12 protein-coding genes and 1 tRNA gene are annotated in these 14,270 nt (G+C 71.0%); 4 read left to right on the forward strand and 9 right to left on the reverse strand.

The window, feature by feature from the left end; translation table 11 throughout:
• Positions 1 to 92: 92 nt before the first annotated feature.
• Positions 93 to 1,154 (reverse strand): type II secretion system F family protein, encoded by a 1,062-nt coding sequence (locus BIV04_RS04705; protein WP_177174758.1) that lies wholly within the window; start codon positions 1,152 to 1,154, stop codon positions 93 to 95.
• Positions 1,151 to 2,233 (reverse strand): TadA family conjugal transfer-associated ATPase, encoded by a 1,083-nt coding sequence (locus BIV04_RS04710; RefSeq protein ID WP_083396126.1) that lies wholly within the window; start codon positions 2,231 to 2,233, stop codon positions 1,151 to 1,153. The genes BIV04_RS04705 and BIV04_RS04710 overlap by 4 nt, the downstream gene beginning before the upstream one ends.
• A 370-nt stretch (positions 2,234 to 2,603) precedes the next feature.
• On the opposite strand from BIV04_RS04710, the gene acs reads away from it, so the two are divergent.
• Positions 2,604 to 4,556, forward strand: coding sequence for an acetate--CoA ligase (acs, locus tag BIV04_RS04715; RefSeq protein ID WP_071254464.1), 1,953 nt, complete (start codon positions 2,604 to 2,606; stop codon positions 4,554 to 4,556).
• Between the two features lie 69 nt (positions 4,557 to 4,625).
• On the opposite strand, the gene BIV04_RS04720 is transcribed toward acs, so the two are convergent.
• Both BIV04_RS04720 and BIV04_RS17040 read right to left on the reverse strand, forming a co-directional pair.
• Complete coding sequence (locus BIV04_RS04720; RefSeq protein ID WP_071254466.1) at positions 4,626 to 5,096, reverse strand: RidA family protein; 471 nt, start codon at positions 5,094 to 5,096, stop codon at positions 4,626 to 4,628.
• Positions 5,096 to 5,254 (reverse strand): hypothetical protein, encoded by a 159-nt coding sequence (locus tag BIV04_RS17040; RefSeq protein WP_167599048.1) that lies wholly within the window; start codon positions 5,252 to 5,254, stop codon positions 5,096 to 5,098. Before BIV04_RS17040 ends, BIV04_RS04720 begins: the two co-directional genes overlap by 1 nt.
• Positions 5,255 to 5,304: 50 nt before the next feature.
• Here BIV04_RS17040 and BIV04_RS04725 point away from each other — a divergent pair, with 50 nt between their 5' ends.
• The 3 genes from BIV04_RS04725 to BIV04_RS04735 all read left to right on the forward strand — a co-directional run bounded on the left by BIV04_RS04725 (position 5,305) and on the right by BIV04_RS04735 (position 8,983).
• Positions 5,305 to 7,863 (forward strand): transglycosylase domain-containing protein, encoded by a 2,559-nt coding sequence (locus tag BIV04_RS04725; protein ID WP_071254468.1) that lies wholly within the window; start codon positions 5,305 to 5,307, stop codon positions 7,861 to 7,863.
• Positions 7,860 to 8,828, forward strand: a complete 969-nt coding sequence (locus BIV04_RS04730) for a metallophosphoesterase (RefSeq protein ID WP_071254470.1) — start codon at positions 7,860 to 7,862, stop codon at positions 8,826 to 8,828. Before BIV04_RS04725 ends, BIV04_RS04730 begins: the two co-directional genes overlap by 4 nt.
• Before the next feature lie 78 nt (positions 8,829 to 8,906).
• A tRNA-Pro gene (locus tag BIV04_RS04735) sits at positions 8,907 to 8,983 on the forward strand.
• A 141-nt stretch (positions 8,984 to 9,124) separates the two neighbouring features.
• Here the strand turns inward: BIV04_RS04735 and BIV04_RS04740 are convergent.
• The 5 genes from BIV04_RS04740 to BIV04_RS04760 all read right to left on the reverse strand — a co-directional run bounded on the left by BIV04_RS04740 (position 9,125) and on the right by BIV04_RS04760 (position 14,246).
• A complete protein-coding gene (locus BIV04_RS04740) occupies positions 9,125 to 9,730 on the reverse strand; it encodes a thymidine kinase (protein ID WP_071254472.1) in 606 nt (201 codons plus the stop codon).
• On the reverse strand, positions 9,730 to 10,479 hold the full coding sequence (locus BIV04_RS04745; protein WP_082454248.1) for a response regulator: 750 nt from the start codon (positions 10,477 to 10,479) through the stop codon (positions 9,730 to 9,732). Before BIV04_RS04745 ends, BIV04_RS04740 begins: the two co-directional genes overlap by 1 nt.
• A complete protein-coding gene (locus BIV04_RS04750) occupies positions 10,466 to 11,638 on the reverse strand; it encodes a hypothetical protein (protein ID WP_071254473.1) in 1,173 nt (390 codons plus the stop codon). The genes BIV04_RS04745 and BIV04_RS04750 overlap by 14 nt, the downstream gene beginning before the upstream one ends.
• The gene (locus BIV04_RS04755; protein WP_071254475.1) at positions 11,635 to 12,867 is read right to left on the reverse strand and encodes a sensor histidine kinase; all 1,233 of its coding nucleotides are present in this window, start codon (positions 12,865 to 12,867) and stop codon (positions 11,635 to 11,637) included. Before BIV04_RS04755 ends, BIV04_RS04750 begins: the two co-directional genes overlap by 4 nt.
• Positions 12,868 to 13,061: 194 nt before the next feature.
• Entirely contained in the window at positions 13,062 to 14,246 is a 1,185-nt protein-coding gene (locus BIV04_RS04760; protein ID WP_083396127.1) for an Rv2578c family radical SAM protein, read from the reverse strand.
• Positions 14,247 to 14,270: the final 24 nt, after the last annotated feature.

Genomic DNA, 14,270 nt, shown 5'->3' on the forward strand with positions numbered 1-14,270 from the left:
TCGTGGGTGTCGGCACCTCTCCGGTGACGATCCGAGCCTGGCGGCATTCCGCGGGTGGCCCGCAGCCGTCGTCGTCTGCTGTGGACGGCCGGTCACCACGACCCCGCTGTGGACGACACGAGTGACACGACCAGCGGGACGACACCGATGACCAGGAACGCCGGGAGGATGCACACGCCGAGCGGCAGCATCAGGGTGACCCCGAGCCGACCCGCCGCGGTCTGCGCGGCCGTGCGGGCCTCCAGCCGCAGCTCGCGGGCCTCGGAGCGCAGGAGCAACCCCGCGGGCGCCCCGGCACGACGGGACAGGTCGAGGACCGCCTCGCACCGACGCCGCTCGACCCGGTCGGCGGTCTCGTCGGCCGTACCCGCGCCTCCTCGTGGCTCGGGCACGACGGCCTCGACCCCGCACGAGGCGACCGCCTCGTCGACGGCGGCGAGGCCGGACGACCACGAGGCTCCCCCGGACAGCGCCACGGCGAGGAGCTCGGGGCGCAAACCCGGCACCCTCGACGACGGGAGGGCACGACGGACGAGTCGGGCGTTCCACCGACGCGCCATGACCACGAGACACCCCGCGACGCCGACGCACGCCCATCCGATCGGGGTGCCGACGAGCACGGCGCCGGTGTCGAAGCCCAGCCCCAAGGAGAAGAGGAGGCCCACGGGCGGGAGGGCGAGGACCACGTTGGCCGTCGCCCGTGGTCCGCTCAGGGCGACCTGGACGTCGCGGCGGGCCTCGTCGGCCGCCCGGAGAGCCGACACGACGGAGTGGAGGCAGTCGGCCATCGGTGCACCGCTCGTCTCGGCCACGCGCCAGGCGCAGGCGACCTGCCTCCACGTGCGATCGTGCCCGTCGGAGTCCACGGCACCCTCGAAGGGTCGGGTGTCGAGCCACGACACGAGGCTGGTGGAGACCGCGACGCCGTCGCCGCCGTCGAGCGCGACCGCCTCGGCGAGCCGTCGGACGGCCCCCGGGGGTTCGACGGCGCCGACGTGGCCCCAGGCCCGGGCGGGGGCGACACCGGCTCCGACGAGGACGGCGAGGCGTTCGACCAGGACGGCGGCCGGTGTGGGTCGAGCCCGCCTCGTCCTCAGACGCCCGGGCCCGAGGCGCCCGGCACCCAGACGTCCGGGACCCGGACCGCCGCTCACCCCCGTGATCCCGACCGTGCGACCAACCGCCCGTCGGGCGTCACGGCGAGGTGGCCGATCTCGGCGAGCCTCCGGTGGCCGCCTCGCCTCTCGAGGTGGAACACCGCGTCGATCGCGCTGACGGCCTGACGGGCCAGTGCGTCCACCCCGAGTCCCGCGAGCGCCCCGAGCGCCTCGAGCCGCGCAGGGACGTCGTCGAGACCGTTGGCGTGGACGGTGCCCGCGCCTCCGTCGTGCCCGGTGTTCAGGGCCGAGAGCAGGTCGCGGATCTCGCGCCCGCGGACCTCGCCGACCACGAGACGGTCGGGTCGCATCCGCAACGCCTCACGGACGAGACGGGACAGGTCGACCCCGCCCGCTCCCTCGAGGTTGGGCTGTCGGGTCTCGAGGGCCACCACGTGAGGATGACGGGGTCGCAACTCGGCGACGTCCTCGATCGTCACGATGCGGTCGCAGCCGGGGGCCTCGGACAACAACGCGGCGAGGAACGTCGTCTTGCCGGCCCCGCCCGAGCCGCTGACCAGGACGTTGGCCCGTCGCTCGACGCAGCCGATCACCGTCTCGAGGGCTCCCGCCGGGAAGAACCCCCGGCGATCGAGGTCGACGAGCGACATCGACTCGGCCCGGGGCACGCGGATCGAGAGAGCCGTCCCCGAGACCGCCAGCGGAGGCAGGACCACGTGCACCCGGAGACCGTCGCCCAGGCGCACGTCGACGCACGGGCTCGACTCGTCGACGTGGCGTCCCCCGAGCGAGACCAGTCGCACGGCCACCTGCCGCGCCGAGGCCTCCGAGAGGTGGAGGCTCGTCTCGGGCTCGGCCCCGTCGCCCCGATCGACCCAGACGCCGACTCCGCCGGTGACGAACACGTCGGTGACGGCCGGATCGTCGAGGAGGCGTCCCAGGGGTCCGAACGCGGAACGCTCTTGTCGGGTGAGCCGACCCTGTACCCCGAATCGAGGTTCTGTACCCCGGCTCGTACCGAGCGCTGCCACCGGAGGCAGGGCGAACCGGGAGGGAGGGTGATCGAGGGTGAGGGACGGGTGACGGGCGGTGCCGACCTGAGGCGCGTGGGACATGGTCTCGACCGTAAGCAGCACCCGACCGGAACAGACAGATCAGTAGAGGACCGTGGGGACGGATCGCCCGTCGCCACCGTTGGGGACGAGCCGACCGACCACCCGGGCGACCACCGGGTTAAAAGAGAGGGGCGGCACCGATTGGGGGGAACCGGTGCCGCCACGTGCGTCGGGCGATTGGGGGGAATCAGCGCGACGCACGTCGGAATTGAATCCGACTCGTCAAGTGTACCCCAGAACGACTCCGGAACACCACGTCGCCCTTCCCCCACGAAGCGCGCGGCCTGCCCCCGCCCGGGGGGACGTCCGGAGTAAGGTCGTCGGCGCGGCTCCGTGCCGCGGTTCACGCAACGACGCGAGAGGACTTCCGATGCTCGACGGCACCGACGACCAGCCCACCGAAGGACGCACCTTCGCCCCACCTGCCGACTTCGTCCGGACGGCCGTCGCCGGCTCCGACCTGGCCGGACGAGCCGCTGCCGACCGCCTCGCCTTCTGGGGCGACCAGGCCCGCGAGCGGCTCACCTGGGCCCAGGTCCCGACCGAGACGCTGGACTGGTCGCACGCGCCCTTCGCCCGGTGGTTCGCCGACGGCACGCTCAACGTCGCCTACAACTGCCTGGACCGTCACGTCGAGGCCGGACACGGTGATCGCGTCGCGCTGCACTGGGAGGGCGAGCCAGGCGACGCCCGCTCGCTGACCTACGCCGAGCTGACCCACGAGGTCAAGCGCGCGGCGAACCTGCTGCTGTCGCTCGGCGTGCAGGCCGGGGACCGCGTCGTGGTCTACCTCCCGCAGATCCCCGAGGCCGTGGTGACCATGCTGGCCGTGGCCCGGATCGGGGCCGTGCACTCGGTCGTCTTCGGCGGCTTCAGCGCCGAGAGCCTGCGTGCGCGCATCGACGACGCCGGCGCCCGCCTGGTCGTCACGGCGGACGGCGGCTGGCGCAAGGGGGCGGTCTCCCCTCTCAAAGCAGCCGTCGACGAAGCACTGGCGGTGGACGGCGACTCCACTGTCGAACACGTCCTCGTCGTCCGGCGAGGCGGCAACGACGTCGACTGGACCGACGGCCGCGACGTCTGGTGGCACGACGCGATCGAGACCGTCGACGACGAGCACGTCGCCGAACCGTTCGAGGCCGAGCACCCGCTCTTCATCCTCTACACGAGCGGCACGACCGGGAAGCCCAAGGGCATCCTGCACACCTCGGGCGGCTACCTCACCCAGGTCGCCTACACCCACTCCGTCGTCTTCGACCTGCGACCCGAGACCGACGTCTACTGGTGCACCGCGGACGTCGGGTGGATCACCGGGCACAGCTACGTCGTCTACGGCCCGCTCGCCAACGGCGCGACGCAGGTGCTCTACGAGGGCACCCCCGACTTCCCCACGCCGGGCCGTTGGTGGGATCTCGTCGAGAAGTACGGCGTGACGATCTTCTACACGGCGCCGACGGCCATCCGGGGCTTCATGAAGTCCGGGAGGGAGATCCCGGGGGCCCGCGACCTGACGTCGTTGCGCCTCCTCGGGTCGGTCGGCGAGCCGATCAACCCGGAGGCCTGGCTGTGGTTCCGCGAGGTGATCGGCGCCGGCCGCACGCCCATCGTCGACACGTGGTGGCAGACCGAGACGGGTGCACAGATGATCTCGCCGCTGCCCGGCGTCACGACCACCAAGCCCGGTTCGGCCCAGACCCCGCTGCCGGGCATCTCGGTGGACGTGGTGGACGACCACGGCATTCCCGTGGCGAACGGCGAGAGCGGCCTGCTGGTCGTCTCAGAGCCCTGGCCGTCGATGTTGCGGGGCATCTGGGGCGATCCCGACCGCTACGTCGAGACGTACTGGAGCCGGTTCGGTGACCGCTACTTCGCCGGAGACGGCGCCCGGCGCGACGAGGACGGCGACATCTGGCTGCTCGGCCGCGTCGACGACGTCATGAACGTCTCGGGTCACCGCCTGTCGACCGCCGAGATCGAGTCGGCCCTGGTGTCGCACCCGATCGTCGCCGAGTCCGCCGTCGTCGGTGCGGCCGACGAGACCACCGGTCAAGCGGTCGTGGCGTTCGTCATCCTGCGGAACAAGGCGAAGACGACGCAGACCCCCGAGGAGGCGGTGGCCGCGTTGCGCGCGCACGTCGCCCACCAGATCGGCGCCATCGCGCGTCCGCGCACCGTCGTGCTCGTCGACGAGCTGCCGAAGACGCGCTCGGGCAAGATCATGCGCCGCCTGTTGCGGGACGTGGCGGAAGGCCGCGAGGTCGGCGACACGACCACGCTGGCGGACACGTCGGTCATGTCGGTGATCACCGCCGAGATGCGCTGACCCCGGCACGACGACGGCCCCTCTTCTTCGCGAGGAGGGGCCGTCGTCACGACCGGACGAGGAGGCGCGTCAGCGGACCTCGAGGACGAGCTCGACCTCGACGGGCGAGTCGAGCGGCAGCACCGCCACCCCCACGGCGCTGCGAGCGTGACGCCCGGCCTCGCCGAAGATCCGGCCGAGGAGGTCCGAGGCACCGTTGATGACCCCGGGTTGGCCCGAGAACTCGGGATCGGAGGCGACGAATCCGGTCAGCTTCACGACGCGGACGACGTCGTCGAGCGAGTCGAGCACCGTCGCCGCCGCGGCCAGGGCGTTCAGCACGCAGGTCGCCGCCAGCGCCTGGGCGTCGGCGGGCTGGACGAGGCCGAGACCGTCGCCCACCTTGCCCGTGGCCGGCAGCCGGCCGTCGACGAAGGGCAGCTGACCCGCCGTGTAGACGAGCGACCCCGTGCGGAGGGCCGGGACGTACGAGCCCGCGGGCGCCGCGACGGGCGGGAGGACGAGACCGAGCTCGGCCAGGCGTTCGTCGACGGTCGCCATCAGGCGTCCTGCCGGGGGCGCTTGAGCCACGCGACGGGACCACCCTCGGGGCCCTGGGTCACCTGGACGAGTTCCCACCCGTCGGAGCCCCAGTTGTTGAGGATCGCCGTGCTGTTGTGCACCAGCAGGGGCGTCGTCGTGTACTCCCAAAGGACCATTTCGGCTTCCGTTCAGCTTGAAAATCGGCGATGTCGCTTACCCTGATCCTATGTCTGCCCAAAAATCGAAGCCCACGTCCGCCATCGGGGCACTCTTCGGATTCGTCGGCTTCAGCGTCCTGGCCGGCCTCCTGGTGACCATCGGCGTGACGCCGGCCATCGCGGTCGCCGGCATGACGGCCTCGAGTTCGATCGGCGTCTTCGAGTCGATCCCCGAGTACATCGAGATCGGCAAGCTGCAGCAGCGCAACACGCTGTACGCGACCCAGGGCGGGCAGCAGGTGCCCTTCGCGACCCTCTACAGCGAGAACCGCGTCGAGCTCTCGTGGGACGAGGTCAGCCCCAACCTCAAGACCGCCGTCGTCGCCGGCGAGGACCGCCGCTTCTACGAGCACGGTGGCGTCGACGTCACCTCCCTCGTGCGTGCAGCCGTCGGCTCGGCGGGCGCGGGTGAACTCGGTGCCAGCGGTGGTGGTTCGACCCTGACGATGCAGCTCGTGCGCAACATCCGCATCGCGCAGTCGCAGCAGCTGCCGACGGCGGACGAGCGCGACGCCGCCTACAAAGAGGCGACCACCACGACCCTCGACCGCAAGCTCGAAGAGATGAAGTTCGCGATCGGGCTCGAGAAGAAGTACAGCAAGGACGACATCCTGCTGGCTTACCTCAACATCGCCTACTTCGGCGACCAGACCTACGGCGTGCAGGCCGCCGCCCAGCACTACTACAACAAGAGCGCGGCCGACCTCACGGTCCCCGAGGCCGCCAGCCTCATCGCGATCGTGCAGTACCCCGACTCGCGCAACATGTCGACGCCCGAGAAGTACCCGGCCAACAAGGCCCGGCGCGACGTGATCATCAAGTCGATGCTCGCCGAGAAGGACATCGACCAGGCCACGGCCGACGCCTCTCTGGCCACGCCCGTCGAGAGCTACGTCGTGCTGACGGCTCCGTCGCAGGGTTGCGGCGCGGTCACCGTCCCGTCGGCCGCCTACTTCTGTGACTACGTCAAGAAGAGCGTCAAGGACCTCGCCGTCCTCGGCTCGACCCCGGAAGAACGCCAGACCAACTGGAACACCGGTGGCTACGACGTCTACACCACGCTGAACCTCGACCTCAACGAGAACGCCAAGGCGCAGGTCGACAAATACGCGCCCGCCACCGAGAGCAACTTCCAGCTCGGCAGCGTCGTGGACTCCGTCGAGGCCGGTACCGGGCGCGTGGTCGTCATGGCACAGAACACCACGTTCTCCGAGACCTCGAGCCCCGACCGCACCCTCACCTCGGTGAACTACAGCACCGACCGGGACTACGGCGGATCGATCGGCTTCCAACCCGGTTCGACCTACAAGCCCTTCACCCTGATCGACTGGCTCGAGCAGGGGCACGGGATCTACGAGAGCGTCAACGCCAAGCCGCGGACCTTCAACATGACCATCGACGGCAGCCGGGGCAACAAGTACACCCCCAAGAACGACGCGGGTGAGCAACCCGGCCAGATGAGCGTCGCGGACGCGACGGCGAAGTCGATGAACACGGCCTACGCAGCCATGGCCGAGAAGCTCGACATCGCCGACATCAACGGCGTCGCCGAGAAGCTCGGGGTGCACCGCGCCGACGGAGGCGAGATGCACGACTACGCGTCGTCGATCCTCGGCACCGCCGACGAGATCGCCCCGCTGACCATGGCGACCGCCTACGCCGGGATCGCCGCGGGCGGCGTCTACTGCTCGCCGATCATCGTGGACAACATCAAGGACGACAAGGGCGTCGACCTCGGCGGTCAGCCGCAGTCGTGCAGCCAGGTCGTCGACCCGCAGGTGGCCGCGGCCGCCGCGGTGGCCATGCAGGGCCTGTGGCGGAACGGCACCGGCGTCGGCGGTCTGCCGGCCGACGGCTACCCCGAGATCGGCAAGACCGGTACGACCGACCTCAAGGACCAGATCTGGATCATCGGCGCCACGTCGAAGATCGCCACCGCCGTGTGGCAGGGAGTCGCGGACGGTCCCAAGAAGAGTCTGCGGTCGTACAACTCGCCGAACCTCGCTGGGTCCACGAGCTATGCGACGGCGCGTGTGCAGTACTTCAAGGCCGTCCAGAGCGTGAACAACACCGTGTACCCGGGAGGCGCCTTCGGTGAGGCCTCCGGTGCCGTGTTGCGCGGCTCGGGCGTGGCCGTCCCGGACATGGCCGGCAACACCGCGTCGGCGGCTCAGGCACTCCTGAAGGGCGTGTCCCTGGCCTACGAGGACGGGGGCACCCAGCCCTCGGCTCTGCCCGCCGGACAGGTGATCGGCTCGGACCCCGCCGTCGGCACCGTCGTGTCGAAGGGCTCGACCGTCAAGGTCTTCACGAGTGACGGCAGCGGTGCGGCAGCGGTCCCCGACGTGACGCGGCAGAAGGTGGGTGACGCCGTCAAGTCCATCGGTGGAGCCGGCTTCGACACGTCGAAGGTCTCCATCGCAGGGTTCGCCCCCGGAGACGGGAAGAACGCCTGCCAGGTCGCCTCCACGAATCCCGCCGCCAACACCTCCGTCGCGAAGGACTCGGCCATCGGGCTGACCGTCTACGGCGACAAGGACGGCAACGACCCGGGCAACTGCGCGTGAGCACACGCAGCACCGGTGGGTCCAGCGCCCTCCAGACGACGGCCGTGACCGCAGCAGCGGGCGCGGCCGTCGGCCTCGGAGCACTCGCCTGGGGCGTCTTCGTCGAACGGAACCGGTTCACCGTGCGGCACGAAGTCTTGCCGGTCCTCGAACCCGGCTCGCGGACGCTGACGATCCTGCACCTGTCCGACCTCCACCTCGCCCCCTGGCAGTCCGAGAAGCAGGAATGGGTCCGCGGCCTCGCCGTGCTCGAACCCGACCTGATCGTCAACACCGGCGACAACATCGGCCACGAGGACGCCCACACGGCCCTCGAGTACGCCCTCGAGCCCTTCCGCGGCGTCCCCGGGGTCTTCGTCAACGGCTCCAACGACTACTACGGCCCCTCCCCCAAGAACCCCCTGGCCTACTTCGGCGGGCCGAGCAAGGCCCACCGTGCCCCGGTGGACCTCGACATCGATCGGATGCAGTCGTTCTTCACCGACCAGCTCGGCTGGCTCGACCTGAACAACAGGGCGCGCGCGCTCGAGCTGCGGGGCTCACGACTCGAGCTCTTCGGCGTCAACGACGCGCACCGTGGCTGGGACCGTCTCGACCGCATCCCCGGAGCCCTCGACGACCTCCGCGAGAACGTGGGCTGGCAGGACGATCGCGGCGGGCCCGACCCCATCAGCATCGGCGTCACCCACGCCCCGTACCAGCGTGTGCTCAACTCGTTCGTCAACAACGGGGCCGACGTCATCTTCGGCGGTCACACCCACGGCGGACAGGTCCAGGTACCCGGCTACGGCGCCCTCGTCACCAACTGCGACCTGCCTCGCAGCAAGGTCAGCGGCCTGACGACCTGGAGCCACGCCCGCAAGACCGCACACCTCGAGATTTCGGCCGGCCTGGGCACCTCGATCTACGCCCCCGTGCGGTTCTCGTGCCGCCCCGAAGCCGTCATCCTGACCCTGACGGCCTGACCTTCCCCGGAGTGACACGAGCAGGCCCGAACATGGGCTATTCTTGTCAGGTTGCTTCACGTGAGAACGCGAAGACATCGGGGTGTGGCGCAGCTTGGTAGCGCGCCTCGTTCGGGACGAGGAGGTCGTGGGTTCGAATCCCGCTACCCCGACCAGATCAAATGGCTCCACCCTTGGGTGGAGCCATTTGCTTTCTGTGCTCGTTGGTTCGCCCTCCGGGCGACACAAATCGGCTCCGCCTCCGGGTGGAGCCATTTGCTTTTGTGCTTGCCGGTTCGACCTCCGGGCGACACGGGTCAGGCGAGGCGGCCGCCGGACTCGGCGAGGTAGCAGGCACCGCAGAGCGACTCGTACGTCACCTGCTGGCCGTCGATCGCGACCTGGTCGCCGTCGAACACGAACCGGTCGCCGACCGTGCGCGCCGTGAAGACCGCCTTGCGACCGCACCGGCAGATCGTCTTGAGCTCTTCGAGCGAGTGCGCCACCTCGAGCAGCCGCCGACTGCCGGGGAAGGCCACCGTCCGGAAATCCGTCCGGATGCCGTAGGCCAGCACGGGGACGTCGTCGAGGATCGCGATGCGCAGCAGGTCGTCGATCTGGTGCGGCGCCAGGAACTGCGCCTCGTCCACGAGCAGGCAGGCGAGGCTCGAGCCCGTCTCGCCGCGCACGGCGTCACGACGGGCCAGGAAGACCTGCCGGACCTCGTCGTCGGGGGCGAAGGTGACGTCCGCGGCCCGGGTCACACCCAGCCGCGAGACGATGGCGTCGTCACCCTTGGTGTCGACCCCCGGCTTGGCGAGCAACACGCGCTGACCGCGTTCTTCGTAGTTGTAGGCCGCTTGCAGCAGAGCCGTGCTCTTGCCGCTGTTCATCGCGCCGTAGCGGAAGTAGAGCTTGGCCACTACTGGAGGTAACCGTCTTCGGCGGCCCGCCGGATGAGCTCGGACTTCTTGCTGGCCGGCCGGTTGGCCTTGGCGTACTTCTCGCGCACCCGACGGAGGAAGGTCTTCGCCGTCTCGTACTGGACGTTCATCTGCGCGGCGACCTCGTTGGTGCTGAAGCCCGAGACGTACAACCGGAACGCCTCGGCCTCGCCGGCACTGAGCTTGGGTCTGGTCTGGTTCGCGGCACCGGCCGGCAGTGGACGCCAGTCACGCTGAGGCGAGTTGTCACGGGCGACGCCCATCACCTGGCGGGCGGCGTCCATCACCTCGCGCATCGGCAGGGTCTTCGACAGGAAGGCCGACGCCCCCGCCTCGAGCGCCCGTTCGCGCGACTCGCGGGTGTCGAGGCTCGACAGCACGACGACCTTGGCCCCGGCTGCCCGGCAGGTGCGCACGCGGGCCTCGATCGAGACCGGCTCTTTCAGCTGGAAGTCGAGGAAGACGAGGTCGGTCGGGAAGTTGTCGCTGTGCACCAGCTGCAGCCAGGTGTGCGCCGTGAGGACGAGGTCGAAGTCGTAGGCGTTGACGTTGATCCAGCTGCTCAGGCTGTCGAGCAGCACCTCGTGGTCGTCGAGGATCGCGAGCCGGACGCGACGGGCGGGCGGTGCGTCGGAACCCGGCCCGACGGTGGCCCACGAGGGTGCTGCGACGGGCCTCCCGAAGCCCGGACGATGGGACGAGCGACCGCTCGACTCAGTGCTGGTCATAAGAAAACCTTAGTGTCAGATGCGAAGGTGCCCGGTCGACCCGCAGGTCGCCCGAGACGAGGCGGAGCACGGTAAGACAGGGGGCGAGCGACCGTCGTGCGGCAGCGGCCGAGGACCCGAACGAGAGCTCGACAGCGATGTCGACCCGCGCCTCCTCGGCTTCGAGCGCGACCCGGAGCGAGCGGGCGTCGACGACCTCGACGTCGTCCACCGCCGCGAAGAGCGCCCAGAGCGCGGTGCGGTGCTCCGGGCCCAGGCGATCGGCGAGCCGGTCGGGGTCGACGACCTCGGCCGGCACCCGACGACCGGGCGCGGCGAGGCGCCGGACCAGCCACGTCGCGTCGGCGTCGGCCACCAGGGAGGCGCGCAACGAGTCGGCCACGCGCCGTGCCTCGTCGGCGTCACCCTCGCCGATCCGACCGGACTCGACCAGCCGCGCGAAGAACGGCACGACCTCGCGGTTGAGCACGGTGACGCGGTCCTGCTGGACCGAGCGGGCGAGGGTCACCCTCAGGTCGTCGGTGCTGGCCCTGCGGAACCCCGTGGCCCGGGAGACCCATCCCTCGACGTGGGCGACGAAGACGCCCGAGAAGGTCGCCGAGGCGGCCGTCAGGGCGAGCAACGGCGTGAGGGCGACCACGACGTACGACGCGGTGGGCACGGGTGTGACGAAGCCCGGCGCCTCGACCAGGACCACGACGGCGAGGACCGCGGCCACGGCGCCTCCGGCGGCGAGGATCTCGCGCGCCGGGCGGTACGGGGCCACCCCGAGCAGGAGGACCCCCGCGGCGATCCCCGCCCAGTCGTCCCGCACGAACGGATTGCTGCCGGCGGTGGCCAGGGCCGACAGGACGCCCGCCGCGGCACACGCCCCGGCGACGCACCAGAGCGCCCCGGACCCGAACGGCGCCCGAAGGGGCGCGGCCGACACGACGAGCACGACGCCGCCCGCGGCGACGGCGACGAGGGCGCCCGCCGCGGCCCACGGCGAGGAGACGTCGGTGGCCCGCAGCAGCGTGTCGACGACGGCGACGAACCATGCGGCGAGGGCCGCCCCGAGGGTGATCGGTCGGGCCGCGAGGGCGCCGAGGGGGTCGACCTGCTGAGGAGACCGACCGGAGGCGCGCCCGCCGGGTCGAGGAGGGGCGGCGAGGCTCATGCGGGCACCCCGTCGTCGGCGACGACCACCGGTGCCACGACGGCGAACGGGACCCGCAAGACGATCGACGTGCCACTGCCCGGGGACGACCAGATCTGCACGTGACCGTCGACGCGTGCGAGACGGGCCTCGACGGACGTCGTCAGGCCGAGACGGTCGGGGGCCACCGCCGCCGTGTCGAAGCCGACGCCGTCGTCGATCACCATCACGGTCAGGTCGGTGCCGTCGCCGAACACGACGAGCTCGGCCCGGTCGGCGCCACTGTGGCGGCTCACGTTGACGAGGCATTGCGCGACGGCCAGTCCGAGCGCGTCACCGGTGACGGGGTCGAGGCGGCCGACCGCCGAGACGTCGCCCGTCACGGCCACCTCGAGGCCACCCGACCGCGACTGCTCGACAGCCGCGTGGAGTCGGCTGCGCTCCCAGTCGTCGGCGGCCCTCACGGCGACCTCGGTCGGCACGGAGCCCGGCGAGAGCCAGTCCCGCCCCACGAGCACCTCGAGGTCGGCCGCGATCGACCGGGTGGTCTCGGGCGACAGGGCTCCGGGACGAGCGTTCGCGAGGGCCGCGAGGTGTCCGAGGATCGTGTCGTGGACGAGGGCGGCCGCCTGCTGCTCGATGTCGACGCGGATGCCCTGGACCTGCTGCTCGAGCGCCGCCCGGTGCAGTCGGGGCTGGGCCTCGCGGGCACGTCCCCGTGACACCTCGGCGTGGCCCGTGACCACGGCCACGAGGACGAACGCCAGCAACGCGGTGACGTCGAGTCGGAAGGAGGCCCCCGTGTGCCAGGTCGCCAGCTGCGTGGCGAGCTCGCCCGCCGCGTAACCCGCCGCCGACCAGAGGAGACCCCGGCGAGGGCCGACGGCGGTGCTGCCGACCATGATGAGGGCGATCTTGGGCAACGCGAGCGAGAAGGCATCCGACGCCTGCACGGCGGCCACCTGCGAGAAGAGCGTGACGGCGTACCAGTACAGGGCTGCGGTCCCGACGATGAGGTAGGCGAGATGAGCCGTCGTCGAACGCGTGCGCTCGACCACGACGAGAAGGACCGCCAAGGGCACGAGCGAGACCAGGGCGGGCCAGAGCAGCAGGTCGGGCGTGGCGACCTGTTTCGCGAGCAGCAGGGCCGTCGCCGCCGCGAGGACCGTGGCCGCGATCGCGTGACACGCCCTGGACACCGAGTCGCCGACGGCCGCGGGCGCGAGGTGGGCCGGGAGGCCGAGCAGCATGCGGCCTCCTCGGCTCGGTCGGGTCAGGAGAGATCATGGCAGAAGGTGCACCGCGGCTGTACCCCGACATGTGGGGCCATCGACCACGCCGGGCGGGCAGGTGGCTCGTTTTGTGCCCCGTTCCACTCGGCAGGGGCACGACCGGCCCCGTGGCCCGGCGGCCCCGTGGCCCGGCGGCCCCGGCTCTCGCAGGCTCAGAACAGTCGCGGCTGCGACCGTGCCCCACCCGGCAGCTCGTGGGCGATGAGGGCCCGCGGGACCGCCGAGCCACCGGTACCGAGCGTCAGGTCGGGGATGCCCGGAAGAGGGACCGTGCCGGCGGCTGCCGTGCCGATGCCGGTGCCGTTCAGCCCCATCAGTCGGAGGGAACGCGCGCTGTCGTCGAGCGCCGCGGAGCGCATCGACCCCGTGGCCGGGTCGGCCTGCCCCTTCTCGAGGCCGTACTCGCGCAACAGGGGCCGTAGACGTGCGGCCAGCCAGGAGCGGTAACCCGTCGGCGCATAGGTGCCCTGGGAGTAGAGCACCCGGTACTTGGTCACGAGCTCGGGGTGCTCACGCTCGAGCCAGGCGAACCACCATTCTTTGACCCCGGGCTTGAGGTGCAGGGCGCTGTACATGACGCTCGAGGCACCCGAATCGCGGACGGCGGCGAGCGCCGCGTGCAGGTGGTCGAGCCCGTCGGTGAGGTACGGCAGCACGGGCATCATGAAGACCGAGCAGGACAACCCCAACTCGCGGGCCGCCGAGACGGTGGCCAGGCGGGCCGCAGTCGTCGGCGTGCCCGGCTCGACCGACTGCTGCAGGTCGTCGTCGTAGACGGCGATCGACATGGCCAGGTCGACGGGCACGTGCTGCGCCGCCTCGGCGAGCAGGGGCAGGTCGCGCCGCAACAGCGTGCCCTTCGTCAGGATGCTGAAGGGAGTGCCCGAGTCAGCGAGGGCGGCGATGATGCCGGGCATGAGCCGGTACCGACCCTCGGCACGTTGGTAGGGATCGGTGTTCGTGCCCAGCGCGACCGGGTGGTGCTGCCACGTCGGGCGGTGCAGTTCGCGGGCGAGCACCTCGGCGACGTTCACCTTGACGACGATCTGCCGGTCGAAGTCGTCGCCGCCGTCGAGGTCGAGGTACTCGTGGGTGGGACGGGCGAAGCAGTACACGCAGGCGTGGCTGCAGCCGCGGTAGGGATTGATCGTCCACCCGAAGGGCAGGGCCGAGTCGCCGCCCGGGACGCGGTTGAGGGCGCTCTTCGCGACCACCTCGTGGAACGTCACCCCCGCGAACTCGGGCGTCGTGACGGAGGTGATCAGGTTGTTCAGCCGCGCAAGACCGGGCAACGCCGAGGCGTTCTCGGTGTCGACCGCTTGCTCGGACCATCGCATGCCCCCATTCGAACACACGTTCGA

The sequence above is a fragment of the Frigoribacterium sp. MCBA15_019 genome, assembly GCF_001864945.1.
GTDB lineage: Bacteria > Actinomycetota > Actinomycetes > Actinomycetales > Microbacteriaceae > Frigoribacterium.